This is a genomic window from Mesorhizobium sp. M6A.T.Ce.TU.002.03.1.1 (assembly GCF_003997275.1).
In the GTDB taxonomy this organism is placed as follows: Bacteria; Pseudomonadota; Alphaproteobacteria; order Rhizobiales; family Rhizobiaceae; genus Mesorhizobium; species Mesorhizobium mediterraneum.
This window is the reverse complement of sequence record NZ_RZTI01000003.1, coordinates 106,881-133,055: the sequence shown is the minus strand read 5'-3', so window position 1 is coordinate 133,055 and position 26,175 is coordinate 106,881. Positions and strand designations below refer to the sequence as shown.

The 26,175-nt window shown below is 62.2% G+C and carries 26 protein-coding genes; 10 read left to right on the top strand and 16 right to left on the bottom strand.

The window, feature by feature from the left end; genetic code table 11:
- Window positions 1-20: 20 nt before the first annotated feature.
- From EOC93_RS02230 to EOC93_RS02200, 7 genes are all read right to left on the bottom strand, one after another.
- The gene (locus EOC93_RS02230; RefSeq protein ID WP_127203739.1) at window positions 21-986 is read right to left on the bottom strand and encodes an ABC transporter ATP-binding protein; all 966 of its coding nucleotides are present in this window, start codon (window positions 984-986) and stop codon (window positions 21-23) included.
- Window positions 987-988: 2 nt separating this feature from the next.
- Window positions 989-1,996, bottom strand: a complete 1,008-nt coding sequence (locus EOC93_RS02225) for an ABC transporter ATP-binding protein (RefSeq protein WP_095486476.1) — start codon at window positions 1,994-1,996, stop codon at window positions 989-991.
- 2 nt (window positions 1,997-1,998) lie between these two features.
- On the bottom strand, window positions 1,999-2,916 hold the full coding sequence (locus EOC93_RS02220; RefSeq protein WP_127203738.1) for a dihydrodipicolinate synthase family protein: 918 nt from the start codon (window positions 2,914-2,916) through the stop codon (window positions 1,999-2,001).
- Between the two features lie 17 nt (window positions 2,917-2,933).
- Window positions 2,934-3,824, bottom strand: coding sequence for an ABC transporter permease (locus EOC93_RS02215; RefSeq protein WP_095486474.1), 891 nt, complete (start codon window positions 3,822-3,824; stop codon window positions 2,934-2,936).
- Window positions 3,824-4,783, bottom strand: a complete 960-nt coding sequence (locus tag EOC93_RS02210; protein ID WP_126102977.1) for an ABC transporter permease — start codon at window positions 4,781-4,783, stop codon at window positions 3,824-3,826. Before EOC93_RS02210 ends, EOC93_RS02215 begins: the two co-directional genes overlap by 1 nt.
- An 86-nt stretch (window positions 4,784-4,869) precedes the next feature.
- The gene (locus tag EOC93_RS02205; RefSeq protein WP_095486472.1) at window positions 4,870-6,456 is read right to left on the bottom strand and encodes an ABC transporter substrate-binding protein; all 1,587 of its coding nucleotides are present in this window, start codon (window positions 6,454-6,456) and stop codon (window positions 4,870-4,872) included.
- A 40-nt stretch (window positions 6,457-6,496) separates the two neighbouring features.
- Window positions 6,497-7,228 carry a FadR/GntR family transcriptional regulator gene (locus tag EOC93_RS02200; protein WP_245329942.1) on the bottom strand — a complete coding sequence of 244 codons (732 nt, stop codon included), beginning with the start codon at window positions 7,226-7,228 and terminating at the stop codon, window positions 6,497-6,499.
- A 129-nt stretch (window positions 7,229-7,357) separates the two neighbouring features.
- Between EOC93_RS02200 and EOC93_RS02195 the strand changes: the two genes are divergently transcribed.
- The 4 genes from EOC93_RS02195 (at window position 7,358) to EOC93_RS02180 (ending at window position 11,133) form a co-directional block, all read left to right on the top strand.
- Window positions 7,358-8,329 carry a Gfo/Idh/MocA family oxidoreductase gene (locus tag EOC93_RS02195; protein ID WP_127203737.1) on the top strand — a complete coding sequence of 324 codons (972 nt, stop codon included), beginning with the start codon at window positions 7,358-7,360 and terminating at the stop codon, window positions 8,327-8,329.
- Window positions 8,326-9,321, top strand: a complete 996-nt coding sequence (locus tag EOC93_RS02190; protein ID WP_127203736.1) for a Gfo/Idh/MocA family oxidoreductase — start codon at window positions 8,326-8,328, stop codon at window positions 9,319-9,321. Before EOC93_RS02195 ends, EOC93_RS02190 begins: the two co-directional genes overlap by 4 nt.
- Window positions 9,311-10,264, top strand: a complete 954-nt coding sequence (locus EOC93_RS02185; RefSeq protein ID WP_245461345.1) for a dihydrodipicolinate synthase family protein — start codon at window positions 9,311-9,313, stop codon at window positions 10,262-10,264. The genes EOC93_RS02190 and EOC93_RS02185 overlap by 11 nt, the downstream gene beginning before the upstream one ends.
- A gap of 98 nt (window positions 10,265-10,362) precedes the next feature.
- On the top strand, window positions 10,363-11,133 hold the full coding sequence (locus tag EOC93_RS02180; protein WP_127203734.1) for a TIGR01458 family HAD-type hydrolase: 771 nt from the start codon (window positions 10,363-10,365) through the stop codon (window positions 11,131-11,133).
- A 217-nt stretch (window positions 11,134-11,350) separates the two neighbouring features.
- On the opposite strand, the gene EOC93_RS02175 is transcribed toward EOC93_RS02180, so the two are convergent.
- Complete coding sequence (locus EOC93_RS02175) at window positions 11,351-12,883, bottom strand: FAD-dependent oxidoreductase (RefSeq protein WP_127203733.1); 1,533 nt, start codon at window positions 12,881-12,883, stop codon at window positions 11,351-11,353.
- Window positions 12,884-13,288: 405 nt separating this feature from the next.
- Between EOC93_RS02175 and EOC93_RS02170 the strand changes: the two genes are divergently transcribed.
- The 3 genes from EOC93_RS02170 to EOC93_RS02160 all read left to right on the top strand — a co-directional run bounded on the left by EOC93_RS02170 (window position 13,289) and on the right by EOC93_RS02160 (window position 16,977).
- Window positions 13,289-14,260: an SDR family oxidoreductase gene (locus EOC93_RS02170; protein ID WP_127203732.1), complete on the top strand. Its 972-nt coding sequence runs from the start codon at window positions 13,289-13,291 to the stop codon at window positions 14,258-14,260.
- 125 nt (window positions 14,261-14,385) lie between these two features.
- Complete coding sequence (locus tag EOC93_RS02165) at window positions 14,386-16,098, top strand: HAD family hydrolase (protein ID WP_127203731.1); 1,713 nt, start codon at window positions 14,386-14,388, stop codon at window positions 16,096-16,098.
- An 18-nt stretch (window positions 16,099-16,116) separates the two neighbouring features.
- On the top strand, window positions 16,117-16,977 hold the full coding sequence (locus EOC93_RS02160; protein ID WP_127203730.1) for an NmrA family NAD(P)-binding protein: 861 nt from the start codon (window positions 16,117-16,119) through the stop codon (window positions 16,975-16,977).
- A gap of 54 nt (window positions 16,978-17,031) precedes the next feature.
- Here the strand turns inward: EOC93_RS02160 and EOC93_RS02155 are convergent, their stop codons facing one another.
- The 3 genes from EOC93_RS02155 to EOC93_RS02145 are packed head-to-tail and all read right to left on the bottom strand — an operon-like array spanning window position 17,032 to window position 20,970.
- Complete coding sequence (locus tag EOC93_RS02155) at window positions 17,032-19,311, bottom strand: xanthine dehydrogenase family protein molybdopterin-binding subunit (RefSeq protein WP_127203729.1); 2,280 nt, start codon at window positions 19,309-19,311, stop codon at window positions 17,032-17,034.
- A 2-nt stretch (window positions 19,312-19,313) separates the two neighbouring features.
- Window positions 19,314-20,336, bottom strand: coding sequence for a xanthine dehydrogenase family protein subunit M (locus EOC93_RS02150; RefSeq protein ID WP_127203728.1), 1,023 nt, complete (start codon window positions 20,334-20,336; stop codon window positions 19,314-19,316).
- A gap of 1 nt (window position 20,337) precedes the next feature.
- The gene (locus EOC93_RS02145) at window positions 20,338-20,970 is read right to left on the bottom strand and encodes a (2Fe-2S)-binding protein (RefSeq protein WP_127203727.1); all 633 of its coding nucleotides are present in this window, start codon (window positions 20,968-20,970) and stop codon (window positions 20,338-20,340) included.
- Between the two features lie 216 nt (window positions 20,971-21,186).
- Between EOC93_RS02145 and EOC93_RS02140 the strand changes: the two genes are divergently transcribed.
- Window positions 21,187-21,630 (top strand): PPC domain-containing DNA-binding protein, encoded by a 444-nt coding sequence (locus EOC93_RS02140; protein WP_127203726.1) that lies wholly within the window; start codon window positions 21,187-21,189, stop codon window positions 21,628-21,630.
- Window positions 21,631-21,679: 49 nt separating this feature from the next.
- Here EOC93_RS02140 and EOC93_RS02135 read toward each other — a convergent pair whose 3' ends face one another.
- The 4 genes from EOC93_RS02135 to EOC93_RS02120 form a co-directional block, all read right to left on the bottom strand.
- The gene (locus EOC93_RS02135; protein ID WP_127203725.1) at window positions 21,680-22,954 is read right to left on the bottom strand and encodes a DUF763 domain-containing protein; all 1,275 of its coding nucleotides are present in this window, start codon (window positions 22,952-22,954) and stop codon (window positions 21,680-21,682) included.
- Window positions 22,955-23,093: 139 nt separating this feature from the next.
- Window positions 23,094-23,357, bottom strand: a complete 264-nt coding sequence (locus tag EOC93_RS02130) for a hypothetical protein (protein WP_127203724.1) — start codon at window positions 23,355-23,357, stop codon at window positions 23,094-23,096.
- A 29-nt stretch (window positions 23,358-23,386) separates the two neighbouring features.
- Window positions 23,387-23,824, bottom strand: coding sequence for a GFA family protein (locus EOC93_RS02125; RefSeq protein WP_127203723.1), 438 nt, complete (start codon window positions 23,822-23,824; stop codon window positions 23,387-23,389).
- Window positions 23,821-24,468, bottom strand: coding sequence for an alpha-ketoglutarate-dependent dioxygenase AlkB (locus EOC93_RS02120; RefSeq protein WP_127203722.1), 648 nt, complete (start codon window positions 24,466-24,468; stop codon window positions 23,821-23,823). The genes EOC93_RS02125 and EOC93_RS02120 overlap by 4 nt, the downstream gene beginning before the upstream one ends.
- A gap of 140 nt (window positions 24,469-24,608) precedes the next feature.
- Here EOC93_RS02120 and EOC93_RS02115 point away from each other — a divergent pair, with 140 nt between their 5' ends.
- Window positions 24,609-24,824 carry a KTSC domain-containing protein gene (locus tag EOC93_RS02115; RefSeq protein ID WP_127203745.1) on the top strand — a complete coding sequence of 72 codons (216 nt, stop codon included), beginning with the start codon at window positions 24,609-24,611 and terminating at the stop codon, window positions 24,822-24,824.
- Window positions 24,825-24,902: 78 nt separating this feature from the next.
- Here EOC93_RS02115 and EOC93_RS02110 read toward each other — a convergent pair whose 3' ends face one another.
- Entirely contained in the window at window positions 24,903-25,130 is a 228-nt protein-coding gene (locus EOC93_RS02110) for a hypothetical protein (RefSeq protein WP_095486617.1), read from the bottom strand.
- Window positions 25,131-25,303: 173 nt separating this feature from the next.
- Between EOC93_RS02110 and EOC93_RS02105 the strand changes: the two genes are divergently transcribed.
- On the top strand, window positions 25,304-26,173 hold the full coding sequence (locus EOC93_RS02105) for a Ku protein (protein ID WP_127203721.1): 870 nt from the start codon (window positions 25,304-25,306) through the stop codon (window positions 26,171-26,173).
- The last annotated feature ends 2 nt before the right edge of the window (window positions 26,174-26,175 follow it).

Sequence of the window (26,175 nt, the reverse complement as noted above, 5' to 3'; positions counted from 1 at the left end):
GGAACGTCACGCCAGCTTGCCTAGGCGATGTCGTCGCGAATGCAGGCCTTCAGATGGCCATCTGACGTTGCCCGCAGCGGCGGGACGATGCCGGCACAAGCGTCTATGGCGACCGGGCAACGGGTTCGGAAAACACACCCGGTTGGCGGATTTGCGGGGCTTGGGATGTCGCCCTTCAGCACCTGCCGGGTCTGCTTGGCCAGCGGGTCGAGCGACGGAATGGCCGACAGCAGCGCGCGCGTATAGGGATGCTGTGGCCGAGCATAGAGCGCGGCCGCCGGTGCAACTTCCATGATGCGCCCGAGATAGAGAACGATCACCGTGTCGCAGATATATTCGACGACGGCCAGGTCATGCGAAATGAACAGCATGGTGAGACCGAGCCGGATCTGCAGGTCGCGCAGAAGATTTATGATTTGCGCCTGAATGGAGACATCGAGGGCAGAGACCGGCTCATCGGCGACGATGAATTCGGGTTCGAGCGTAAGCGCCCGGGCGATGCCGATGCGCTGACGCTGCCCGCCCGAAAATTCGTGGGCGTAGCGGTCATAGGCATCGACTGGCAACTCGACCGCAGCAAGTGCTTTCTCCGCCCTCGCCCGCCGCTCGGGCCTGTTGCCGATGCCCTGAATATCCAGGCCTTCGGTCAGGATCTGCCCGATGGTCATGCGCGGCGACAGGCTGGCGAACGGATCCTGGAAAATATACTGCATCTTGCGGCGCTGGCGAGCCAGCGGCCCGGCGTTCAGCTTGGTTATATCGACGCCGTCAAATCTTATTTCGCCGGACGTCGGCTCGATGAGACGCAGCACCGAGCGGCCGATCGTGGTCTTGCCCGACCCGGATTCGCCGACGAGGCCGACCACCTGGCCGCGCGCAATATCGAAGGAAATATCATCCAGCGCCCTGACGATGGGACCGCGCGAGAACGCCGTCGGCGAAAAATGCTTGGTCAGGTTCCTGACCGAAAGGAAGGGGGCATCCATTGTCAGAGATCCTCCCAGCGCAAACAACGGCTTTTCTGGGTCGACGTCGCAGCGAACAATGGCGGTACAGCAGCGCGGCAGGCATCGATAGCCAGGGCGCAACGCGGCGCGAAGGAGCAGCCCTTGGGCAGCAGAGCCAACGACGGAACATTGCCGGCGATGGTTGGAAGCGGCGTTCCCGCTGCCTTCAGCGTGGTGGCTTGGCCAAGCCGTGGCACCGAACGCATCAGCCCGGCGGTGTAGGGATGACGCGGACGGGTGAACACCTCGCTCACCGGACCCGATTCCACGATGCGCCCGGCATACATCACCGCGACCCGGTCGGCGATCTCGGCAACGACGCCGAGATTGTGCGTTACGAACAGAATGCCCATGCCGCGTTGCGCTTGCAGCTCGGCCAGCAGGTCGAGAATCTGGGCCTGGATGGTGACGTCCAACGCGGTGGTCGGCTCGTCGGCGATCAGCAAGGTCGGATCGCAGGACAAGGCCATGGCGATGGTGGCGCGCTGGCGCATCCCTCCCGACAACTCATGCGGGTATTGCCGCGCCCGCCGATCGGGATCGGGAATGCCGACCTGAGCCAGCAGCCGCACGGCGTCGGCGGCCGCATCACGATGCGACTTGCCGAGATGGATGCGGATCGGCTCGGCGATCTGCTCGCCGATAGTGTAGACCGGATTGAGGCTGGTCATCGGCTCCTGGAACACCATGCCGATGTCGTTGCCGCGCACCTTACGCAGCGACTCAGGATCGAGGCCGGTCAGCTCGGTGACTGTGCCGTCCCTGCGCCGCAGCGCGATCGATCCGTCGGCGATGTGTCCGATCTTCTTCGGCAGCAGGCCGATGATCGATAGGCTGGTAACGGACTTGCCCGATCCGGATTCGCCGACGAGCGCGACCGTTTCACCCGATCCGATCGTCAGATCGACGTCCTGCACGGCGGCGATGTCGCGTCCGGCGATACGGAACACGGCCCGCAGACCGGAAATCGAGAGAATCGGAGCGTCCACGGTCAGCGCATCAACCCGACGTCGCGCAGGATGATTTCGACCTTTGCGGTTTCCTCGTCGTTCAAGCTGCGCTGTGGCCGCGCCATGGTGTTGGAGGCGATGATGCCGAGGCTTTTCATTGCGGTCTTGAAGGCGCCGACGCCGGCCGAGCCGGCGCTTGTCCTGCCGAGCGAGATCCAGACGATCTCGAACAGCTTCAACAGCCGCTCCTGCTCGAGGCGGGCTTCGGCGTGCTGACCCGCCTGCATCAGGTTCCACAGCTTGACGTAGCCGTGCGGATCGACATTGGCGAGGCCCGGCACGACGCCATGCGCGCCCATGGCAAGCACGCTGTCGACCAGGATCTCGGAACCGGTCATGCCGAAAAAATTCGGATCGTTGGCCATGTCCTTGAGCACATAACGCAGATTGCCGTCATCGCCGCTGGAATCCTTGATCCCCGCGATAACCCCCTCGCTGGCAAGGCCGACGGTGGTCTTGCGCTCTAGCTTGACATGAACGCAGACCGGAATGTCGTAGGCGATAATGGGGATGTCGACCGCATCCTTGATATAACGGAAGTGATCGCCGATCTCGGGCTGGCTGGTGCGGGCATAAAAGGGCGCGGTGACCACGACGGCGTCGGCGCCGGCCGATCTGGCTACCTTGGCGTGGTTGATGACACGATCGGTCGTCGGGTCGATGACCCCGGCGAAGATCGGAACGCGGCCATTGTTGACTTTGACCGCATGCTCGATGATGGCCCTGCGGCCGGCCTCGTCATGGAAGACGACCTCGCTGGTCGAGCCGAGCACGAACAGCCCGTGAATGCCGCCGGCGAGCAGGTTCTCGATGGTCCGCGTGAACGACGGGAAGTCGACACTGAAATCGGAATGGAGCGGGGTGACGACAGGTGGCACGACACCGGTAAACAGGGGCATTTTGAAAACCTTCAGGTTCAGTTGAGATCGGAACGGGGATCGAATGCATCGCGCAGGCCGTCGCCGATGAAGTTGATGGCCAGAACGGTGAGCACGAGCACGGCGCCGGGAAACATCCATTGCCAAGGATATTGCTCGAGCACCACGGTGGAGCGGGCGAGATTGAGCATGTTGCCCCAGCTGGCTTCGGGCGGCGCGATGCCGAGGCCGAGGAAAGAGAGGCCAGCTTCGAGCAGAATGGCGTTGGCGATCTGCAAAGTGGCGTAGACGACAAGAATGTCGATGCAGTTCGGCAGGCCGTGACGGAACAGGAGATGCGGCAGTCCTGCCCCCATGCCACGGGCGGCGACGACGAAGTCGCGCTCGCGCAGCTCGAGCAGCCGGGCGCGCACCATGCGCGACAGCACCGGCCATGAGAGCAGCGAGATCACCAGGATGGTCGGCGCGATGCCGGTGCCGGCAATCGAAGCGAGCACGAGCAGGAAGATCACCGGCGGCAGCGTCATTGCGAGATCGACGAAGCGCATCACCGTGCCGTCGACAACACGCCCGCCGAAGCTGGCGACGGCGCCGACTAGGAAGCCGATGACGATCGAGATGGCGACCGAGCAGACGGCGACCAGCAGCGAGATCCGCCCGCCTTGCAGCAACCGGGCCATGACGTCGCGGCCGACGCCGTCGCTGCCTAGCCAATGAATGGCCGACGGCCCCTTGTTGATCGCCCTGAGATCGATCGCGTTGGGGCTGAACGGCCACCATAAATGATAGGTCGAAACCGCCAGCAGGATAGGGATAACGATAAACAGACCGGCGCGCGCCGCACGATTTTCAAAGAAGCGGTCGAGCGCGCGGCGGAGCGGTCCTTTGGTTTGCGGCACAGCTGTCGGATCTGGCGCGGTGATCGTCATCACGACACCTGAATGCGCGGATCGACGACAGCATAGACGATATCGGTCAGGAGATTGACCAGAATGACGCAGATGCCGATTACCAGGGTGGCGCCCATGATCACCGGGTAATCCCTTGTGCCGACGGCGTTGACCAGCAGCAGGCCCATGCCCGGCCAGTTGAACACGCTTTCGAGGAAGATGGCGCCACCGATCGCGATGCCGACCGTCGACCCGATCAGGGTGATAACCGGCAGAAGCGCATTGCGGGTCGCGTGCTTGATGATCACCCAGAACTCGCGCACTCCCTTGGCGCGCGCGGTCCGCACATAGTCCTGGTTGAGCACTTCCAGCAGCGATGCGCGCATGTAGCGCATGATCAGCGCGGCGTGTCCGATGGACAGCAGGCAGGCGGGCAGGACGAGGTGCGCGAGCACGTCCGATATGGAAAAAGGTGCGCCGGCGGTCTGCATGCCGCCTGATGGCGCCCAGCGCAGCAACACCGAGAAGAAGTACAGTCCGAGAAGTGCCGTCAGAAAAGCCGGGCTGGAGATGCCGATGAAAGAAACCACCGACAGCGCGATGTCGGGCAGCGCGTTACGGCGGACGGCACTGAAGATGCCGGCGGAAATGCCGAGCACGATGGCGATGGCCAGGCCGGTGCCCATCAAGAGCGCGGTCGGGCCGATGCGCTCCATGACCAGCGGCAGCACGGCAACGCCGCTGCGCTGGATCGAATAGCCGAAGTCGCCGCTGAGCGCGGCGCGAAGCCAGGCGAGGTATTGCACGGGAAGCGGCTGGTCGAGCCCAAGCCGGTCACGCAGGACTTCGAGGTCGGAAGCAGACATCGGGCTGGACGGGTTGATATACGCGTCGATCGGATCGCCGGGCGCCAGTCGCAAAAGGATGAAGATGAGGACGCTCAGAGCGACCAGCATCAGCAGTCCTGTAGCGCTGCGGCGGGCAATGAAACTCAGCATTGGCTGTCCGTGGTGATGGTGAGCGGAGCCGGCATCAGGCCGGCTCCTTGCAAAGGTGGGCCTGGAGTGGCCCGCCAGGCGTTTTTTTACTGGATGTCCCAGCGTTCCGGGTGAGCCGCGAAAGGACCGCCGGCAGGCGCCGGCGTCCAGACAAAGTCACGCAGTTTGTTGGAGGCGACGCCATAGCGATTGGCTACCCATAATGTCGCCCAAGGCAGATCCTTGTTCATCACCTTGCAGACTTCCTGCCAGGATTGATCGATCTTGGCCGGGTCGGTCTGGCCGAGCGCGGCGTCCAATGCAGCGCTCAGGTCGTCGAACTCGATGCGCATGGTGTTGAAGCCTGCCGGCGGAATCTGGGACTTGTTGAGACCCGGGCTGATGCCAGCCGGATTTGGACCGTTCTGCAGGCCGGCATAGACCATCGCAAACGCATTCCAGTCCGGCGTGCCTTCCTTGTAGACGATGCCGTTATAGGTCGGCGTATCGACGACACGCGGCACAACATTGATCCCGACCTCGGCCAGCATCGACTGTATGGCGGCCATCACATTGGCCGCTTGCGGCGAGCCGTAATAGGTCAGCAAGGTGATGGGCTTATCGCCGTTGATCTTGTCCCAGCCCGCCTCAGCAAGCAGAGCCTTGGCCTTTGCCGGATCGTAAGCATAGGTCTCGAGGCCTTCGGGAAGCAGATGCGGCGCGACGTAGCCGCAATTGGCCGGTTTGGCCGCCCCGCCATAGAGGCTCTCGATGATGGCATTGCGATCGATCGCGTACATGATCGCCTGGCGGACGCGAACATCCCTGAAGAGCTCGACCTTCTGGTTGAGCCCGATGTAGTTGACTACATAAGAAGCGCCCTCGATCACCTTGAAATTGCTGTCGCTTTTGAAAGATACCGCGTCGTCGGGCTCGACATAGGTGAACTGGATCTCGCCGGCGCGCAGCGCGGCAACGGCCGCCGCCGGGCTCTCGAAATACCGGTTGATGAGCACGTCGGCCTTCGGCTTGCCGCCGCGATAGTCGTCATCCGCGGCCAGCTCGACATATTGATCGCTGACATAGCGATTGAATTTGAAGGGGCCGGTGCCGACCGGAGTGGTGGACCACCAAGTGCTTGTGGCCAGCGTTTCCGGTGGCATCGCGGCCAGGGCATGCTCCGGCAGGATCATCACCTGCGAGAGAATGGACAGGAACGAGCCGTTGGGCTTCGACAGTTTGACGACGACGGTGCGGTCGTCCGGCGCGTCGACCGACGCGATATCGCCGAGACGCGCGGCAAACAGACTGCCGGACGCTTTGTTCCTGGCGAGCTCAAGCGTGAACTTGACGTCCTTGGATGTGAACGGCTTGCCGTCGTGCCAGGTCTCTTGGACAAGGTTGAACGTATAGGTCAGCTGGTCGTCGCTGACCCTGTAGTCCTTGGCCAGATCGCCTTCGAGTTCGGTCAGGTCGGAGTTGTAGATGACCAGCGGTTCAAAATAGGTGCTGAGCCAGGTAAAGCCGCCGGTCGCAGCCAGCGGATTGAAGTTCTTGGGAAAGCCGCCGGGGCCGACGTCGAAGCCCCCGGTTATGGTCTTGGCACCCTGTGCCTGGACGCTGGTGGCAAGGCCGATGCCGCCGAGCAGCAGCCCGGTGACGGCCAGATGACGAGCGATAGTCTTGATGCGCATGGTTTCCTCCCTTGGCATTGTCAGGTAGTTCGGCGTTTGGTCAGGTCGTTCGGTTTTTGGCGATGACTTGCTGAATCCCCCTGTAGTGATCGTCGAGGCGCTGACGCGCCCGGTCGACATCCTTGGCGGCAACGGCCTCGACGATCTCGTGATGGTCGCGCCACGTCGCCAGCGGTGTCGGATTGTCGAGGCTGGTGAAGTTCGAGGCCTTGTTGAACGCCACCCAGAAGATGTCGATCAGCGCGCTCAGCATGTGATTGTTCTGGCAGCGGAACAGCAGCTGATGGAATTGCTGGTCCTCTTCGGCAAAGCTCTCCTGGCGCTCGGCGCGCCGCCGCATGCTTTCGGTCAGCTGGCGCAGCGCGGCGATGTCTTCGGCGCTGATCATCTCGATGGTCTTGGCGATGAGGCCGGTTTCAAGGACGCGGCGGATCTCGCGCAGCTCCTCCACGTCGCGCAACGAATCCTGCAGGCCATATGCCAGATTATCCAGCAAGGGCTTGAACGAGAATTCCTTGACGAACACGCCGATACCGCGGCGCGTCTCCAGAATGCCGATCGACTCCAGCGCCTTGATAGCTTCGCGCACCGAGTTGCGGCCGACGCCGAGCCGCTGCGCCAGGAAGGTCTCCGGAGGCAAGGGATCCCCCGCCTTGAGCTTGTTGCTCTGGATATATTTCCTGAGGCTCTCCTGCACGCTGACGTGAAGCAGCGGCGGTCTGGTCAGCGGCTCGATCGACTTAGGTTCCGAGATCGGCTTGGGTTCTGAGATCAACTTGGGTTCCGGCATTTTGCTCCCAGCGCCGCTTTAATTGCGCCCGATGGCGCGTCGCAAAGCGGTCGATGCTTGTAGCATAGCGACTTGTAGGATATCCTGCAAGTAAGAGGATTCGTCACTGAAATGAAGATTGTCCTGGCCGGATCGAGCCATTGGCACGCCGAAATGCATCTCGACGCAGCACACTCTTGTGGCACTGAGATTGCCGGCATTTGGGATGAGGACGCGGAACATGCGCGCGCCTTCGCGGCGCGTCATCATTTGCCGCTCATCACCGATTTCGCGAAAATCCTCTCCAGCCCGCCGGACGTGATCCTGCTGATGGGACATCCTTCGACGGTGCCCGCGCGGGCGCGAGCCGTCATCGAAGCCGGCATACCGCTAATCCTGGAAAAGCCGGCGGCGAGCAGCACTGGAGTGTTGGCCGCGCTGCGCGACCTGGCGAGGCAGCACCAGGCCTTTGTCAGTGTTCCCCTGCCCAACCGCTTTGGGCCGGCCGTCATTGGCTTTGAAAGGCTTCGCCAGCAAGGCCGCGCCGGTGCGGTTGCGCATTGCCAGTTCCGGCTGGTCAATGGCCCGCCGCAGCGCTATGCGGCCGACGGTGTCGCCTGGGTCGTGGATCCGGCGATCGGTGGCGGCGGCGCGCTGAGGAACCTCGGCATACACGGCATCGACGCCGCGCTCAGCCTGGCAACCGCCGGGCTTAGGCTGAAAGCCGTTTCGATAGAGAACCGCATTCACCATACCCCCGTCGAGGACCATGCACTGCTCGTACTGGAAGACGCTGCCGGAGCGTTGTTCGTCGTCGAGGCGGGATATACTTTCGCTTCGATGCGCCCCGGCGGCGATTTCGAATGGCGCATCGTCAGTGAGAATGCGACCCTCATCGACTATGGCGATCGCGCCATCTGTGCGACGCTCGACGATGGCGCTATCGTCGACTTGCCGATCGAATTGCCGGCGACGCGGTATCGGCTATGCATGAGCGACACGCTCGACCGGCTGGCCCGAAAGGCGCCGCCGGCGACTTCAATCGATGACTATGTTGCGGCGATGTCGCTGATCGACGCCGCGTATGAAAAGGCAGGACGATGATTGGAATAGGCATTATCGGAGCGGGCGATTTCGGCGCGGCCCATGCGAGGGCAATCAAGGAGGTGCACGGCCTGCAACTCGTCGCATCGTGCCGCGGCAATAACGACGCCCTGGCCGGCTTCACCAGCGAACACGGTGGTCGCGGCTACACCGACTGGCGCAAGCTGCTGGACGACAAGGATGTCGACGCTGTCCTCATCGCCAGTCCTCACCATCTCCATGCCGAGATGGCGATCGGCGCAGCAGAGGCCGGCAAGCACATCATGCTCGAAAAGCCGATGGCGCCGACGGCGGCGGCCTGCGATGCAATCAACGCCGCCGTGGTCGCCGCTGGCGTCAAGCTCATGATCGCCCATCTCATGCATTTCGCCCTGCCCTGCACGGCGGCCAGGCAAATACTGGAGGAAGGAGCGCTCGGCCGGCCGCTCATCGGATCGAGCTGGATCATCAAGCTGTGGATGGAGCACAATCGCCGCGACTGGCATCTGCGCAAGGCAACCGGCGGCGGCATGCTGTTGACGGCCGGCATCCATGCGCTCGACCGCCTGGTCTGGCTGATGGATGACGATGTCGTATCGGTGAGCGCCATGCTCGGCGCCAAGTTCCATGACCAGGAAGCCGACGACACCGCCCTGGTCGGTCTGCGCTTCGCCGGCGGCGGCATCGGCCAGGTGCAGAGCATCGGCTATCGCAATGGCGCGACTACCTACGCCATGGACCTGGTCTGCGAGCAGGGAACGCTGCGCATCGACATGGACCGCGGCACGATGCTTGGCCGCGATACGGTCTGGACCGACCTGCCAGGCTCGTTCGAGCCGAACTGGATGCATAACGCGCTGGTGCGCGAATGGACGGCGATGCGCGATGCCATTGCCGACGACAAGCCGGTGCCGGTCGACGGTGCCTATGGACGCAAGATCATCGGCATTATCGAGGCCGCGTTTGCGTCGAACGAAACTCGCCGCGAGCACGAGATCGCCGGTGCGCGCTGAGCCCGACGATCACCTGACCCACTTGCCTGCACAGGCGCCGCGCGGCGTCTGGGGCGCGGTGATGCTGGCCATTGACGATCGCGGAGCAATCGACTGGAACGCGACGGAAGAGACGATCGCGCGGCTTTGCGCGGCCGGTGTCGACGGCATCTATTCCAACGGCACGGCCGGCGAGTTCCACTGCCAGACCGAGCCTGAGTTCGATCGGCTTTGCGACCTGGTGGCCGCGATAGCCGGCCGCGCGCCCCTGCCCTTCCAGATCGGCATCAGCCAGTCCAATCCGCGCGTCGCGCGCGAGCGGTTGATGCGGGTGTCGGCGCTTCGCCCGACGGCAGTGCAATTCACCTTGCCCGACTGGTGGCCACCCAGCGACGACGAGGTCATGCGCTTCGTCAGCGGTCTTTGCGAGACCGCGCCTGACATGTCGCTGGTGCTCTACAATCCACCGCACGCCAAGCGCCGCCTGACACTCGAAGGCATCGCCAGGCTGCGTGCAGCGGTGCCGTCGCTGGCCGGCGCTAAGCTGCCGGGCGGCGACGCCAACTGGTACGCCGACATGCGCCGCGAACTGCCGGGATTTTCGGTCTTCGTGCCCGGCCATACGCTGGCGACGGGATTTGCCCAGGGCGCCCACGGCAGCTATTCCAACGTCGCCTGCCTCAACCCGAAGGGCGCGGTGACGTGGTGGCAGATGATCCGCACGGATGCGGCAGCCGCTGCCAAGGTCGAGACGCGCATACAGGCCTTTCTCGCCACGCACGTTCTGCCTTTTCGCGCTCGCTACGATGTCAGCGATGCGGCGCTCGACAAAGCGATGGCGGCAGCCGGCGGCTGGGCGCCGCTTGGCTCGCGACTGCTCTGGCCTTACAGCTCGGTTCCCGACGAGGCGACCGCGACGCTGGCCGAAGTCGCACGCACGGCCTTCCCCGAATGGTGGGAGTGAGCGGCGGTTAATCGAGTGCGCCTGCCCTGATCCAAAAGGAACAACCATGGCCTTGTTCCGGGTTTGACGCACGGCGGACTCGTGATCATGCTGGACCGATGACAAGAGGTGTACTGCTTGACCTCGCAGGCGTCATCTATGATGGCGAGACCGCCATATCAGGCGGAATCGACGCCGTTGCGCGTTTGCGCCAGTCCGGTTTGGCCGTACGCTTCGTAAGCAATACCACGCGCTCGTCGAAACAAGGGGTTCTCGAACGTCTGGAGGCGATGGGACTCACCGTTACCAAGGCAGATGTTTTCACGCCGGCGCACGCTGCTCGCGAATGGCTGCTTCGCAATGGCCGTGCGCCATACTTGTTGGTTCACCCCGGCCTTGCGCCGGATTTTGACGAGCTACCGGATCGCGACAAGCGCGCCGTCATCGTCGGCGATGCCGGAGACGCCTTCACATATGCGGCGTTGAATGACGCGTTTCGTGAGCTGAGTGCGGGGGCCGAATTGCTGGCCCTTGCCACCAACCGGACGTTTCGGGACGCCGACGGCGGACTCAGCCTCGATGCAGGGCCATTCGTCGCGGCATTGGAATTTGCCTCCCTGAAACGCGCAACTGTCCTCGGCAAGCCCTCGTCGGCATTCTTTCTGTCGGCGCTGGCAAGCATGGACTGTCCGCCGGATCAGGCGATCATGGTCGGCGACGACGCCGAGGCCGATATAGCTGGCGCCCTGCGCGCCGGAGTTTCGGGCGCATTGCTGGTGCGGACAGGCAAATACCGGCAGGGCGATGAAAAACGGTTTGATCCGCGCCCGACCGCAACCGTCGCCGATCTCGCGGCGGCAACCGACTGGATCATTGCGCGCCGAGACTGATTGCGCAGGCTGAACCGGCCGCACAGCGCCCGCAGCCCGGACCTTGTGCTGCGCGGAATGAACGAAGCGCAATTGAATGCTGAGCCACGGAAGGCGGATAACAGCGTGCGCCTCGCTAGAGCAGTTCAGCTTTTGATAGAATCGCTGACCCGCTCTAAGTATTTGTTTTTACGCAATTCCGGACGAAAAACCGCTCCGCGCTTTTCCCGGAATTGCTCTAGGTCATTTGACGCTCCATTTGCACCTCGGCCCCTAGACTTTCGATGTCGCGGAAGATCGAAGCGACAGCCAGCGTGCGCCCTTCGCGCTTGAAGCGGAGCAGGCAATCCTTGGCAAGGATGTCTCCATCGACCACGATCTCGTCCCATTGCGCGGCATGGCCGACGTAGTTGATGGGCACATCATAATGCTGGCTCCAGAAGAACGGTACGGCGACGAATTTCTCGCGATGGCCGAGCATGTTGAGGGCCGCGGTTCGCCCCTGCCTCTCCGCAACCACCCAATGCTCGACCCGAATGTTCTCGCCACTGTGAGGATCTGGCCACCGCGCAATGTCGCCGGCCGCGAAGATGCCTGGTGCGCTCGTCTCCAAAAAGGCGTTCACGACGACACCGCGGTCAAGGATGAGCCCCGCCGTTTCGGCAAGCCCTGTCCGCGGTCGCACGCCGATGCCGGCGACGACGAAATCCGCCGCCAACGTATCGCCACTGCTGAGTTTCACCTTGCTGCCGTCGATGCTGCTCGCGGTGTCCTCGAGATGGAATACGACACCATTCTCCTCATGGAGGGCGCGGATAAAGTCGCCCATTTGCGGACCCAGGATCCGTTCCATGGGCCGTTTTTCCGGCGCCACGACATGAACTTCGATCTCGCGCGAGCGCAGGGCCGCGGCAACCTCCAGACCAATGAAACTGGCGCCAAGCACGACGGCGCGGCGCGCAGTCGTGGCTCGCTCGATGATCGCCTTGCAATCTGCGAACGAGCGCAGCCTGTGAACGTGTGGTTGGTCGGCGCCCTGTATGGTCAGGCGAACCGGTTCGGCTCCGGTCGCAAGGAGTAGCCTGTCGTAAGGAGTCCGTGTCCCGTCCGCGAGCACAATTTCGCCAGAACGTGTATCGATGCTGGCGACGTTCGCGTTGAGACGCAGGTCGATATCGTTCTTCGAGTAGAAGCTTTCTCCGCGGAGCGGAATCCAACTCTCCGGTGCTTTGCCGGCGAGGTAGTCCTTGGAAAGATTGGGCCGATCAACGGGCGGCGCTTCGTCGTTGCTGAGCATGACAATGCTGCCTTGATAGTGTTCGCGCCGCAGTTTTTCTGCCGCCGCGAAACCGGCCGCGCCGCCGCCGACAATGACGATTTTCTCTGGAACCTGGCCGGAGCTTCCATTGCGCGGCTTGGATACCGTCCGCTTGCGCTTCTCGCCCACGAATATCCGATCATCGCGTTGTTCCACCGACCAGCACGCGAGTGGACTGAAAGCAGGGGCACGCAAGGCCTCGCCTGTACGCAAATCGAAGCACGCGTGATGCCAGGGACACCGGACGGTGTCTTCCACCACCAGACCGTCGACGAGCGGCCCGCCATAATGTGTGCATGTCGCCCCGATGGCGAAGACCTCGGCCCCGCGGCGCACCAGCAGCACCTGCTCATCGCCGCAATGGCCGAGAAGCTTTCCGCCATCGGGAAGGTCGGATAACGCGATGCCCTCGACCAGATCCGGCCCGTTTGGTTTGGTATGACCTTCAGCCATTTTCCTCTCCCTTGGCGCGATCCGCTGACAAAATCGCCTGTACGCCGAGAAGCGGGAAATCTTCAGGTCACCAGCCTCGGAATACCTTCTGCTTGGCCAGCGCCTTCAGGTTCTCGGACACCGCTTGTGCCCAAACGTCCGGCCGCATCATTCGTTGCCAGTTGGGCAGTACGCGCCGTCGATTCCTGGCGTTTTGGGTTCGCTGCGATCAAGAACATTCGGCGCCTGCTGCCAAATTTGGGGGGGGCGATTCTCATCGGCGGTTTGTCGAAGGTGGCGCTCATCACTCGTTGCCGCGGCTGCAATGGTCGCTTGTCGAACGCATCGCGGACTGAAGAATGACGCCGTCGCGCAAACTTTTTCGCCGGACATGCGTTGTTCATCCTTCAAGCCAAGGAGGCAGCCATGCAGATGAAATCGGAAATCGCCGGCGAGGCCGCCAAGCAGCGCCACATCCAGCGTCGGATCGATGCCAAGGACAAATCTAAATCCAGCGGCAAGCAACAAGGCGCCATGCAGGCCGGAGCACGCAAATATCCCGAGCCGCCCTTTCCAGAGCAGCACCAGCCGAAGCCGGGGCACGAATGGGCGATCGAGCCGGCGCCGCTTTACGACGCGCCATTTTATATCGGATCGAAAAAGCTCGACGGCAAAGTGGCTGTCATTACCGGCGGCGATTCCGGCATCGGCCGCGCAGTGGCCGTGCTCTATGCGCGCGAAGGCGCGGATGTAGCGATCGTCTATCTGTCGGAGGACAAGGATGCCGAAAAGACAAAGAGGGCCGTCGAAGCCGAAGGCCGGCGCTGCATCCTGATCAAGGCTGACGTCAGCGAACGCGACCATTGCCACAATGCGGTGGCTGAGGTGGTGAAGGAATTCGGCCGGATCGACGTGCTGGTCAACAACGCCGCTTTCCAGATCCATTCCAGCGAATTCAGCGAGCTGACCGAAGAGCATTTCGACACAACGCTGAAGACCAACCTCTACGGCTATTTCCACATGGCGCAGGAGGCCGTGCCGCATATGAAGCCCGGCTCGGCGATGATCAACAGCGGCTCCATAACCGGCATCGAGGGCTCAAAGCAACTGGTCGACTATTCGATGACCAAGGGCGGCATTCATGCCTTCACGCGCGCGCTCTCGGGCAATCTTATCGAAAAGGGAATTCGGGTGAATGCCGTTGCGCCGGGCCCGGTGTGGACGCCGCTCAACCCATCGGACAAGCAGGCCGGTGACGTGTCGAAATTTGGCGCAGACACGCCGATGAAACGGCCGGCGCAACCGGAGGAGATCGCGCCCGCCTATGTGTTCCTCGCCTCGCCGCACTGCTCGAGCTACATCACCGGCGAGATATTGCCGATCATCGGCGGTTATTGACGGCGGAGTGATACCCGCTCGCCCGGATGCTTGTCGCCCGCTCAGCGATCATGCCTTTTCGGAATGGCGTGCGACCTCGCGTGTGGCGGTGGTAGCGGCGATCTCAGACATGAAATGGTCGACAAATGTATTTCATCGCTTTGGCAACAGACTATGACGGCACGCTGGCGCACGAGGGGATCGTAGCTGAAAAGACGGTTGCGGCTCTCGAACGGGTCAAGAAAAGTGGCCGCAAGCTCATTCTCGTCACAGGACGAGAACTGCCCGACCTCAAGCGCGTTTTTCCCGAGATCGGCCTGTTCGACAAGGTCGTCGCCGAAAATGGGGCGTTGATCTACACGCCTGCCAGCGAGGAAGAACGTGTGATTTCACCGGCACCGGCGCCCAAGTTCGTCGCCAAGCTGAAAAAGCACGGCGTCAAGCCGCTTTCAGTCGGACGGTCGATCGTTGCGACCTGGGAACCACACCAGGCAACAGTTCTTGAAGTGATCAAAAAACTTGGGCTGGAACTGGAAATCATCTTCAATAAGGGCGCGGTGATGATCCTGCCGAGCGGCATCAACAAGGCAACCGGGCTGGCCGCTGCACTTGAGGACCTGCGGCTTTCACCACACAATGTGGTCGGTATTGGCGATGCTGAAAACGACCACGCCTTCCTGCAGGCCTGCGGCTGCAGCGTCGCCGTCGACAATGCACTTGTGGCGGTCAAGGATACAGCAGACCTGGTGACGCGCGGCGCGCGTGGAAAAGGCGTCGAGGAACTGATCGAGAAACTGGTAAAGCGCGATCGGGAACTTGTCCGAAAACGCCGCGACGGCATTCTTCTCGGCTCGGTCGGCGGCGACGAAGTCTATCTGACGCCGACCGACACGGTTCTGATCGCCGGAAGCTCCGGCATCGGCAAATCCACCTTGGCCACCGCGCTGACGGAACGCTTCGTCGAGAACGGCTTTCAGTTCTGCATTTTCGACCCGGAAGGCGACTATGATGGCCTCGAAGGTGCCGTCCGGATAGGCGATGGCTCGAGCGCACCGACAAAGGCACAAGTGCTCGACCTGATCGAGAAGCCGGACACCAGCGTGGTCGTCAATGGGCTGGCGTTACGGGTCAACGAGCGACCGGACTTCTTTGCCGATCTGCTCCCCGGCCTTGGCAGTTTCCGCTACCGTACGGCGAGGCCACATTGGCTGGTCATCGACGAGGCACATCATCTTCTGCCCAAGAAGCGCGACGACACACGCGCCGTCCTATCGTTGGAATTGCCGGGCACCGTCCTGATCACCGTTCATCCGGAAGCGATTTCGACCGATGCCCTGCGCTTGGTCACTGCCGTCATTGCGCTCGGTCCCAAGGCCAAGAATGTCATCAAGGCCTTTTGCCATGAGACGGATACCAAGCCGCCAAAGGATATTCCGTCGCCAAAAGGCGAGCGCGTGTTGTTCTGGCGGCCTCAAACCCGCAAGAAAATTGCCATGGTCAAAGCGATCGAGCCGCGCCAGTCGCTCAAGCGTCACAGCCGCAAATATGCAGAAGGTCACCTAGACGAGGCCGGCAGCTTCTATTTCAGAGGTCCCGACAACGCGATGAACCTGCGGGCCCATAACCTGATGATCTTCGCTCAGATCGCCGAAGGCATCGACGACAGGACTTGGGAGCATCACCTGCGCGCCGGCGACTATTCCGAATGGTTTCGCCATCAGATCAGGGACAAGGAGCTGGCGCGGGAAGCCGCCGAGGCAGAGAAGGACGAAATGCTCTCGGCGCAGGAAAGCCGCAAGCACGTTCTGGATGCAGTACGTCGCCGTTATACGGCTCCCGCCACCGCCCCGGAGGAATAGGGAGCGAAAGGATCGGCCATGAACATCATTCTCGGGGGCACGGGCCATGTTGGTTCTGCTACAGCCATGTCGCTTTTGCAGCAGGGCGAAGCGGTCACCATCGTAACTCGCGACCCCTCCAAAGGCGCCGACTGGACCCGGCGTGGCGCTGAAATCGCGGTGGCGGATGTCCACGACAGCGAGGACCTTCGTCACGTCTTTCGTCAAGGCGAGCGCCTGTTTCTGCTCAATCCGCCAGCAGACCCATCGACCGACACGGACGTTGAAGAGCGCAAGACCGTTGCCGCCATCACTGCGGCTCTTGAAGGATCTGGATTGCGAAAGATCGTCGCGCAATCAACCTACGGCGCTCAGCCCGGCGACCGGTGTGGCGACCTGAACATCCTTTACGGGTTGGAGCAGAAACTGCGCGCCCAGCCGATCCCTGCCAGCATCATCCGGGCCGCATATTATATGAGCAACTGGGATTTTGCTCTTGAAACTGCGGAGCGGAATGGGGTGGTGAACACTTTTTTTCCGGCGGACTTCAGATTGCCGATGGTGGCACCGGACGACCTCGGGCGCGCCGCTGCCCGTCTGCTGAAAGAGCCGATCGAACAGACAGGTATGCACTATGTCGAAGGGCCGGCGCGCTATACTGCATCCGATGTCGCGGCTTGTCTGAGCGACGAGTTACGAAAGGACATTCAGGTCGTGACGGCACCACGGGAAAAGTGGCAAGAGACCTTTGAGAGCATGGGCTTTTCCAGGGCGGCTGCCGAGTCGTATGCGCGCATGACCGCCCTCACTCTGGACGAGCTTGAACTGCCCGCCAATCCCGAGCGTGGCACTGTTTCCCTGCAACGCTACATTTCCGATTTGGTGGCCCGACGCGATTAGCGCCGCAAGGCAGCGGTGACTATCTCTGTGTTTTCAACCCGTTACCGGAGCAAATTATACTATTAAATCCTCTATTCTGATCGGCAGATCGCGGATACGCCTGCCGGTGGCGTGATACACCGCGCTTGCGACGGCGGCTGCCGTTCCGACATTGCCGAGTTCGCCCAATCCCTTGACGCCGGCCGGGTTGACCGCGTGATCGACTTCCGGAACTAGGATCACCTCAAGCTGCTTTATGTCGGCGTTGACCGGCACCAGATAGTCCTGCAGATCGCGGTTGACGTAGCGGGCATGGCGCTGGTCGATTTCGGTCGCCTCGTGCAGGGCTTGGCCGATGCCCCAGATCATGCCGCCCATCAACTGGCTGCGCGCGGTGCGCGTATTCATGATGCGGCCGGCGGCAAAGGCGCCGACGATGCGGGGGACCCGGATTTCCCTCGTGTAGCTGTTGATGCGCACTTCGACGAACTCCGCGCCAAAGGCGTATTTCACCGAATCCTCGTCCTGGTCGCCGCCGTGGAATTCCGCCTGCCCGGCATAGAGCTTCTTCAAGGCCTCCGGCGAGGAACCCTTTGGCGCGAACTCGGCATATTCCTCGAGCGCGCCGATCTGCATCGCCTTGAAGACATCGGACAGTCTGGCCGACTTGCCGCTATCGGCGACGACGGCCTCCTTTTCCATTTCCAACTTTGCGTTGCCGGACCCCGCCAGCGGTCCGCCTTCCCCGACAGCCGCCGCGAAGAGTTTTTCGCGAATCGCGTCGCAGGCTTTCAGAACCGCCGAGCAGACACTTGCGGTCGAAATCGAGCCGCCCGAGACCGGTGCCGGCGGCAGGGTGCTGTCGCCCATCTCGACGCTCACCTTGTCGATATCGACGCCAAGCCGTTCGGCCGCCATCTGCCCCGCCACGGTGCGCACGCCGGTGCCGATCTCGTGCGAGCCGGATTGGACACGAACATGGCCGTCGTCGGTCAGGCGGACACGAGCTGCGCAGGGCGCGGCGGCGGTCGGATAGACGGCGGTCGCGCAGCCCATGCCGACCAGCCAGTCGCCATCGCGCATCGAGCCGACGGCCGCTTCGCGCTTCGACCAGCCGAAGGCTTCGGCGGCCTGGTCATAGCATTTGATCAGCGAACGGCTGGAGAACGGCTTGCCGCCGATCGGCTCCTTTTCCGGCTCGTTGATGCGGCGGAATTCGACCGGATCCATGCCGAGTTCCACAGCCATCTCGTCCATGGCGTTTTCGAGGGCATAGACGTAGGGCGTCTCGGGCGGCGAACGCATGTAGCCGGGTGTGTTGCGGTCCGCATGCACCAGCGACACATGCGTCAGCACCGAGCCGTAATTGTACATGCGGCTGGTCGCCGAGGTGCCGGCGACGACATAGGCGTCCGGCCGCGAGGTCACTTCCCAGCCTTCGTGACCGAAGGCGGTGATGCGGCCATCCCTGTTCGCGCCGATACGGATGCGGTGGCGGGTCTCCGCCCTGTAGGTTTGTGTGTCGTAAGCTTGCATGCGGCTGACCACGCAGCGCACCGGCCGGCCGACGCGGCGGGCCGCGACCGCCACGATCGCCGTGCGGGCGGTCATCGGTCCCTTGGAGCCGAAAGCACCACCGACATAGGGGCTGACGATCCGCACATTGGCTGGGTCGATCTTCAATTGCCGTGCCAGTTCGGTCTTCCAGCCGGTGACGTTCTGGCTTGGCTCATGCACGGTGAGCTGATCGCCCTGCCACCATGCCGTCGTGGAAAAAAGCTCGATCGGATTGTGATGCTGGGTCGGCGTCGAATATTTCTGGTCGATCTTCACCGCAGCAGCAGCATAGGCGGCGTCAAAGTCGCCGGCTTTAAGATCCTCCTTGTACATCGGGCTTTTGCCGGCGGCAGGCTCGATCCCGGTTCCCTGGGAATCGAAGCTGGCGCTGGGCGTTTCTTGCGCATAGTCGGCGCGGATCAACATAGCTGCCTCCGCCGCCGCCTCGAATGTCTCGGCCACAACAAGCGCGATGATCTGGCCGTCATGGAAGATGGTCTTGTCGTGCAGCGGACCGATCGAACTTGCACCGGCATTCCCGAACTTCGGCTTGTCGACTTCGTCGATGTCGCCGACGCTGACGATATCGAGGACACCGGGCACCGCACGGGCCCTCTCGAGCCGGAGGGCGGAAATGCTGCCCCTGGCGATGGTGCTGGTGGCAAGCACGCCGTAGGCGACATTCGCGGTCGCAAGGTCGGCCGGATAGCCGGCCTGGCCGGTAACCTTCAGGCGAGCATCGATCCGGGGAACGGGATTTCCCATGTTCTCTTTCGGAGCGGGGGCAGCTTGGTTCATGATCAGACCTTCATGTCGCGTGTTTCGAGCAAGGCTCGCACCAGAGTGCGTTTGCCGAGCGGCACCTTGAATGCGTTGTGTTCCCTTGGCTTCGCCTCGGCGAATGCGATCTCGGCGGCGGCCTCGGCTGCATCGCGATCGAGCACCTTGCCGTGCAATGCCTCTTCAGCCGCCCTTGCGCGCCAAGGCACGGTCGCCATGCCGCCAAGCGCTATGCGCGCTTGCCTGACCGTGTCACCGTCCATATCGAGAGCGACGGCCGCCGAGGCCAGCGCAAACGCATAAGATTCGCGATCGCGGATCTTCAGGAAGCGCGAGCGGCGGCTCCAATCGCGGAAAGGCACATTGATGGCTACGATGACTTCGTCGGCGGCCAGATCCGTCTCTATGTTGGGCGTATCGCCGGGCAGGTGGTGCAGCTTGGCGAAGGGTATCCTGCGCAAGCCCTCCCTCCCCTCGGCTTCGACGATGGCGTCGAGCGCGATCAAGGCCTGGGCGAAATCGCCGTGATAGGTCGCGATACAGGCGTCGCTGGTGCCGAGGACCGCATGTTGCCGGTTTAAGCCTTCCAAGGCTGCGCAACCGGATCCTGGCTCGCGCTTGTTGCACGGCCAGGACGTCTCGCGAAAATACTCGCACCGCGTCCGCTGCAGCACGTTGCCGGCCAGGCTGGCCATGTTGCGGATCTGGCCGCTGGCGGCTAATTTCAGGCTTTCAGCGAGGAGCGGGCAACGGCGCTTGATCTCGGCCCTGTCTGCCGCCTCGCCCATGCGAACCAGCGCGCCGAAACGGATCGTGTCGTCGCTGATCCTGATCTGCCGCAAGGCCGGCTCGGCCAGACCGTTAAGATCGAGCAGCCGCTCGGGCTGCGTCACGCCAAGCTTCATGTAGTCGGCCAGATTGGTGCCGCCGGCGATAAATTGAGCGTTGGCCTGCGTCGGTGGGACGCGCGCGCCAGCAAAATTCGAAGCTGCGGCGACGGCCGCGGAAACGTTGGTCGGTCTCTCGTAGACGAAGGGGCGCATCTCAAGCCCTCCTGGTCTCGTCTCGCGCCTGGACGATAGCCGCGACAATGTTGGGATAGGCGGCGCACCGGCACAGATTGCCGCTCATATATTCGCGGATATCGTCTTCCGAGCCGGCATGGCCTTCGTTGACGCAGCCGACGGCGGACATGATCTGGCCCGGCGTACAGTAACCGCACTGGAAAGCATCGTTGTCGATGAACGCCTGCTGCATCGGGTGCAGACTCCCGTCGGCGGAAGCGATCCCCTCCACCGTCGTCACTTCGCGACCCTGGTTCATGACGGCGAAGCTCAGGCATGAAAGCACCCGCTTGCCATCGACAAGCACAGTGCAGGCCCCGCACTGGCCGTGGTCACAACCTTTTTTCGTGCCGGTCAGGCCGACATGATCGCGCAGCGCATCAAGCAGGCTCGTGCGATTGTCGAGGGCGAGATTATAGGCCTGCCTGTTGATGCGCATTGAAATCGTCGACAGGTCGCGTGGCCCTACCGAATTGGCAGTTGATTGTTCAGCCGCTTTCGCCGACTTGGCAAGCAGCGGCGCAGCTGCGGCCGCGGAAACGGATCCGGTCATGAAGCTGCGTCGGCTAAGGCTCGGCAATGTGGGTTTGCTGGGGGATTTGGGATCGGACATGGCTGGCTCCAGGCTGGCTGCGTCTCAAGCGGGCCAAACCATCCGCTGAAGGCAATGTTCCCTCCCTCACGCGCCTGTGATCTTTTCTCCTCCAGACGCGCGGTCCAATCGCCGGCTTCGAATTTGGCATCCGGAACCCTGCGGCTGTCATTTCGTTCAAACCCGATTGACAGAAGACGACAACGCAAAAGCCGGGATGGCGTCTGGAGTGAACCCATGAAATCGCAGCTGGTCGCCGAAAGCGCCGGACAAAGGACGTTCGTGGTGGTGCTTGATCCAGGCGAAGAAGCATTCGCGGCGCTTACATCTTTCGCGGTCGATCAGGACATTGGCGGCGCCTCATTGACCGCGCTCGGCGCTTTTGAAAGGGCGACCGTCGGCTGGTTCGACTTCAACCAAAAAACCTATCGGAAAATCCCTGTCCAGGAACAGTGCGAGGTGCTCAGCGCGATCGGCGATGTTGCGATCGGCGACGACGGCAAGCCCAGCCTTCACGTCCACGCGGTGCTCGGCTTGCGCGACGGCAGCACGAAGGGCGGACATCTGCTCGAAGGCATCGTTCGGCCGACACTCGAAGTCACTTTGGTGGAAGCGCCTGGCCACCTGCGGCGCAGGAAGCGTCCGGAACTCGGCATCGCCTTGATCGATCTGGATGCCTGAAGGCCAAATGCGGATCAGGCCAGGTCCGCTTAATTGCGATCCGGCCTGATTATCTGTTTTGTTTGATTTGCTTGACGTCCGCGGGCGTCTCGGGTGCGGGCTCCCAGCCGAACACACTGCGCCCGCCGAGCAGATGCGATTGGTCGAACTCTCCGGCAACGATTTCCTTCAGGCTGGGACCGGTGACATAGCGTTCGACCTGCCGCGACTGGTCGTCCAGCCGCTTCAAGGCACCGATTTCTTCGTCGCGGCCGAGTCTGGCCTTGTGAACGGCGGATTTCAGCACGCCGATCGTCTCGTCATAGACCTTCAGCGGCACAGGGAATGGATGCCTGTCTTTGCCGCCATGTGCCAGCGAGAAGCGCCCAGGATCGGAAAAACGGCACGGCGCGCCATGCAGAACCTCTGCAACCAGCGCCAGCGCCCGCACCGTGCGCGCGCCGACGCCGGGGACCAGAAGAAGTTCGGAGAAATCGGCAGGGCCACGCTCGGCAGCCGCCGCCATATTCCCATGAAGACGGTGCATGACGACATCGCTTTCGCGAACGTCGTGGTGTGCCGGCATGACGAGGTGCGGCAGCATTGGCTGGTCCGGTTCCGGCGCCGTAGCCACGTCACGCTCAAGCGCGGCGAATTCCCTCAGAATGCGATCCGGTCCAAGATCCTGCAGCAGTTCCAGCTGCCCCTTGCGCGACGCGTCGGCCCGGCGGTCGGTCAGGTTGACGATTTCGCCCTGGTTGGCGCCCTCGATGGCGGCATGCGGCTGGTCGACGAAGCTCTTCAGGCCCTCGGACAGCCAGTGATAGCGGCGCGCCACCTTGCTGTCGCCATTCATGCCCTGCTGGACCACGACCCAGTCGCCGTCATCGGTCACGATGAAGCCATGCAGATAGAGATCGAAGCCGTCCTGAACGGCGGCACTGTCAACCTTGGCGACGAGCCGGCTGGCCGTTGCCAGGCCTGCTCCGTCGAAGCCGACGCGCTCGCCGATGACCGCAAGCTCGTGCGGGGTCTTGCGCGAATGCGCGCCGCGGCCACCGCACACGTGAATACCGAGTTCGCCCGAGAGCGGAGTCAACCCGCGTTTCAAGGCGCCGATGACGCTGGTCGTGATGCCGGAGGAATGCCAGTCCATTCCCATCACGGCGCCAAACGACTGGAACCAGAAGGGATGCGCCAACCGGCGCAGCAGCTCCTCGCGGCCGTAGTGGTGAATGATCGCCTCGCACATGACCGCGCCAAGGCGCGTCATACGGTCGCCGAGCCATTTCGGCACGCGTCCGCCATGAAGTGGAAGGTCTGCGCTTCCCGATCGTTGTGCCAAATCTTGCTGCCTGTTCCCGATCTATGCCTTGCGCTCAACAGATAGGTATCGAAACCGGCGAGAAGAAGCGATGACGCCTTTTCGAGCTGGCGATGCTGTCGGTCTTGGTGCCCGGCCGGCTTGGCATCCACTGTAGCGGTTATCGCGCTTCGCTGAGGAGATCAAACTGCTCGATCTCGCAATGCTTACCCACCAGTGTCAACAAATCCGTCGACGGCGGTGCCCTGTCAGGCCGCCTCCAACTGATTTCGAACGACATCACGGGGCTGCCGCGATCCGGGCGCCGCTCCATTCCAACCAGGCGTGCCCGATAACCGGAAGGGCCGATGATCGCGTCAAGCTCTTCATGATCCGCCGCCTTCCAGGTGAGCGCCAGTGTAGCATGATGCTCGCGCGGTATCACCAGATCGACCCATCGGCGGCGTTTACCGGTTACCGATCGGCTGGATTTCCGATCGCCGGATCGCGCCGCCTTGAATATCTTCCGACGCGCGGCAGATCGTCGGGAAATTCCACCCACGGCAGCTTCATATCCCAATAGGCATGAGCCTGCGGCGCAAAGCGTTCGGGGTGATCGAAAAAGCCGATCGTCAGATAGAGTTCTTCGGGAAGCCCCTGGTCGAGATAGGCTATGGATGTGCCGCAATCGGCGCAGAAGGTGCGGAGCACGCCCGGGGTTCTTGAGAATGTCTTCGGCGCGCCGGTCAGCAATCTGAATTGGGCCGGGCGATAGCCGACCCAGACGGTCAGCGGGCTTCCTATGGCCTTGCGGCAATCGTCATCGTGATCGGAGCAAATCCAGAACGGGTCGCCATGCATCTCAGCCGTTATCGAACCGCAAAAACAGGAGCCGGTCTCGATCCTGGTCATCGAACCACCGCTTTCGACGGAAGCGAGCGTTGCGGCCGCAGAGTGCGCAGGGTGATCGAATAGCGATGTTCGGCAACCGGCGGGATGCTGTGCTCCCATTCGGTGCGCGCCGGGCCCGTCATCAGGTAAGCCGACCTTGGCTCTAGGGTGATGGTCTCGCGATCCCATCTCGTGCCGTTCTTCCGGCGCAGCCGAAAGCTGCATGGCGCAAGAAGGGAAACGCCGGCCACGGCATCGAAATGCGGCTTGTCGCGATGCCAGCCGATACCGGCGCCGGGTCGGTACTCGTTGATCAAAACCTGCACGAAAGCATCGGCGGGCAGCCGCGCAAATGCTGCCACCTTCTCCCTGAGCGGCATCAGAAAAGCCGGGATCGCCGGCGCCTCGACGACTTTGCGTTGGTCAAAATCGTAGCGCAGGCCAAAACCGGCGACGCGCCGGTTTGCGAGGTGGCCATGAAAGTCGAAAGGCTGGAAGGCGAGACTTTCGAGCTGCCGCACCAGCTCAGCCTCTTCCTCCGCCGTGATCAACTCCGGCTGGTAGTGAAATCCCTCCGGCAGATCGTCGAGCGCACGAAAATCGGGCGCGCCAAACAGGTCGCCTTGGCCGGCGATTTCCGGTTGCTTGGTTTTGAGCGGTGGCATCAATCCTAATTGGTGAAGCCGCCCGGTGGCGGCAAGGCCCTGGAGGCGCCGAGCCGGCCGGATCATCGCCTCCTATCTTTACGAGGCGGAACCTGGATCGCCGGGGCGGGTTATTGCCCAGACGCGTCGAGCGTTGGGAAATGCCTTCAACTGCTATCCAAAGCATGAACTACGATCCGGCGACGAGGACCCTCTCCATATGGTTTGTTCCAAGTGGCAATCGCTACGATTACGACGACGTGCCGCCGCAGACTTACACTGAATTCCGCAAAGCCCCGTCAAAAGGCCGCTTCTTCAACGCGTTCATTCGAGACCGGTATAAGTTCCATCTGGTCGAGCAGAGTCAGTCGGGGTGAGACCCTGCGCCCTTGTTGTCGAGAATGCATCCGGGAAGAGAGGGCTTTCTCGTAGAAACCGGTCGGTCGACCGGTTTTTCATTGCGCCGGCGGCGTACCGGGCTGATCGCCGCCCGTCGACGACTTGGGCGTAGGATCTTTGTCGACCTCGGGACTTTGCTCGACGGTGTTGGTGTTGCTCTGAGTCGGTTCAGTGCTGCTGGTGCTGCCCTGTGTCGGTTCGGCCTCGTTGCTGCAGCCCGCTAAAGCCAGAGCTGCAACCAGAGCCGACAAAAACGACAGTCTCGTCAATGATAGTCTCGTCATGGCCAACCGCTCCCTTCCTGCTCGACAACGGCGGGTCATGAATTTGGTTGCAGCGGAACGATTTGTCTGTGGGCCAGGCATCCGATCATCGCCGTGTAGGCACCAAGGAACAAATCTGCGCGCCGCCACGTTGCATTTCCAGTGCAAACGCTTGTGACAGTGAGGCTGTTGTCTTGGCGCCGAGAGCAAATTGGAAGGGCTTCCTGAAAATTGGAGAACTTAGCTGTCCGGTGGCGCTCTATACGGCTGCCTCGACTTCAGAGCGGATCGCCTTCCACACGGTAAACCGCGCCACAGGCCATAGGGTGCATCGCGCGTTCGTCGACAGCGATAGCGGCAAACCCGTCGAGAAGGACGATCAGGTCAAAGGCTATGAGATCAGCTCGGGTGACTACGTCGTGCTCGAACCGGATGAGGTCGCAGCCGCCGTCCCCGAGAGCGACAAGACGCTGTCGGTCTCGGCCTTCATCGGTTGTTCCGATGTCGACGACGTGTATTTCGACAAGCCGTATTATCTGGCCCCGCCGGACAAACACGCGGAAGAAGCATTTGGGCTGATCCGCGAAGGCATGCGCAGGAAGAAAGTCGCCGCGATCGCCCAGACCGTCCTGTTCCGGCGCGTCCGGACCTTGCTCATCCGGGCCTATGACGAAGGGCTGGTCGCAACGACGCTGAATTTCGACTACGAGGTGCGCTCGGCAGAGGAGGCCTTCGACAACATCCCAGATATGAAGATCACGGGCGAGATGCTCGAACTGGCCGAACACATCATCAAGACCAAGAAGGGCAAATTCGATCCGACCAAATTCGACGACCGTTATGAGGCAGCGCTGGCCGAGCTTGTGAAGGCAAAGCTCGAAGGCAAGAAGATCGCAGTTCCGAAGCAGCCCAAGCGGGAAAAGGTCGTCGATCTTATGGACGCGCTGCGCCAGAGTGCCGGCGGTGGCGGCAAGCCGCCCTCGACCAGAAAACCCGCGGCAAAATCAAAGCCGGCTCGTCACGCGAAGCCGAAGCAGACAGCGCCGCGTCGGAAGGCCGGCTGACC

Excerpts from the sequence above, each read along its gene's own strand:
- EOC93_RS02140 (WP_127203726.1), top strand. The coding sequence starts at position 21,187 with ATGAAATCGCAGCTGGTCGCCGAAAGCGCCGGACAAAGGACGTTCGTG.
- EOC93_RS02215 (WP_095486474.1), bottom strand. The coding sequence starts at position 3,824 with ATGACGATCACCGCGCCAGATCCGACAGCTGTGCCGCAAACCAAAGGA.
- EOC93_RS02180 (WP_127203734.1), top strand. The coding sequence starts at position 10,363 with ATGACAAGAGGTGTACTGCTTGACCTCGCAGGCGTCATCTATGATGGC.
- EOC93_RS02115 (WP_127203745.1), top strand. The coding sequence starts at position 24,609 with ATGCCTTCAACTGCTATCCAAAGCATGAACTACGATCCGGCGACGAGG.
- EOC93_RS02220 (WP_127203738.1), bottom strand. The coding sequence starts at position 2,916 with ATGCCCCTGTTTACCGGTGTCGTGCCACCTGTCGTCACCCCGCTCCAT.
- EOC93_RS02125 (WP_127203723.1), bottom strand. The coding sequence starts at position 23,824 with ATGACCAGGATCGAGACCGGCTCCTGTTTTTGCGGTTCGATAACGGCT.
- EOC93_RS02155 (WP_127203729.1), bottom strand. The coding sequence starts at position 19,311 with ATGAACCAAGCTGCCCCCGCTCCGAAAGAGAACATGGGAAATCCCGTT.
- EOC93_RS02150 (WP_127203728.1), bottom strand. The coding sequence starts at position 20,336 with ATGCGCCCCTTCGTCTACGAGAGACCGACCAACGTTTCCGCGGCCGTC.
- EOC93_RS02205 (WP_095486472.1), bottom strand. The coding sequence starts at position 6,456 with ATGCGCATCAAGACTATCGCTCGTCATCTGGCCGTCACCGGGCTGCTG.
- EOC93_RS02145 (WP_127203727.1), bottom strand. The coding sequence starts at position 20,970 with ATGTCCGATCCCAAATCCCCCAGCAAACCCACATTGCCGAGCCTTAGC.
- EOC93_RS02165 (WP_127203731.1), top strand. The coding sequence starts at position 14,386 with ATGTATTTCATCGCTTTGGCAACAGACTATGACGGCACGCTGGCGCAC.
- EOC93_RS02120 (WP_127203722.1), bottom strand. The coding sequence starts at position 24,468 with ATGCCACCGCTCAAAACCAAGCAACCGGAAATCGCCGGCCAAGGCGAC.
- EOC93_RS02195 (WP_127203737.1), top strand. The coding sequence starts at position 7,358 with ATGAAGATTGTCCTGGCCGGATCGAGCCATTGGCACGCCGAAATGCAT.
- EOC93_RS02110 (WP_095486617.1), bottom strand. The coding sequence starts at position 25,130 with ATGACGAGACTATCATTGACGAGACTGTCGTTTTTGTCGGCTCTGGTT.
- EOC93_RS02170 (WP_127203732.1), top strand. The coding sequence starts at position 13,289 with ATGCAGATGAAATCGGAAATCGCCGGCGAGGCCGCCAAGCAGCGCCAC.
- EOC93_RS02160 (WP_127203730.1), top strand. The coding sequence starts at position 16,117 with ATGAACATCATTCTCGGGGGCACGGGCCATGTTGGTTCTGCTACAGCC.
- EOC93_RS02175 (WP_127203733.1), bottom strand. The coding sequence starts at position 12,883 with ATGGCTGAAGGTCATACCAAACCAAACGGGCCGGATCTGGTCGAGGGC.
- EOC93_RS02190 (WP_127203736.1), top strand. The coding sequence starts at position 8,326 with ATGATTGGAATAGGCATTATCGGAGCGGGCGATTTCGGCGCGGCCCAT.
- EOC93_RS02210 (WP_126102977.1), bottom strand. The coding sequence starts at position 4,783 with ATGCTGAGTTTCATTGCCCGCCGCAGCGCTACAGGACTGCTGATGCTG.
- EOC93_RS02230 (WP_127203739.1), bottom strand. The coding sequence starts at position 986 with ATGGATGCCCCCTTCCTTTCGGTCAGGAACCTGACCAAGCATTTTTCG.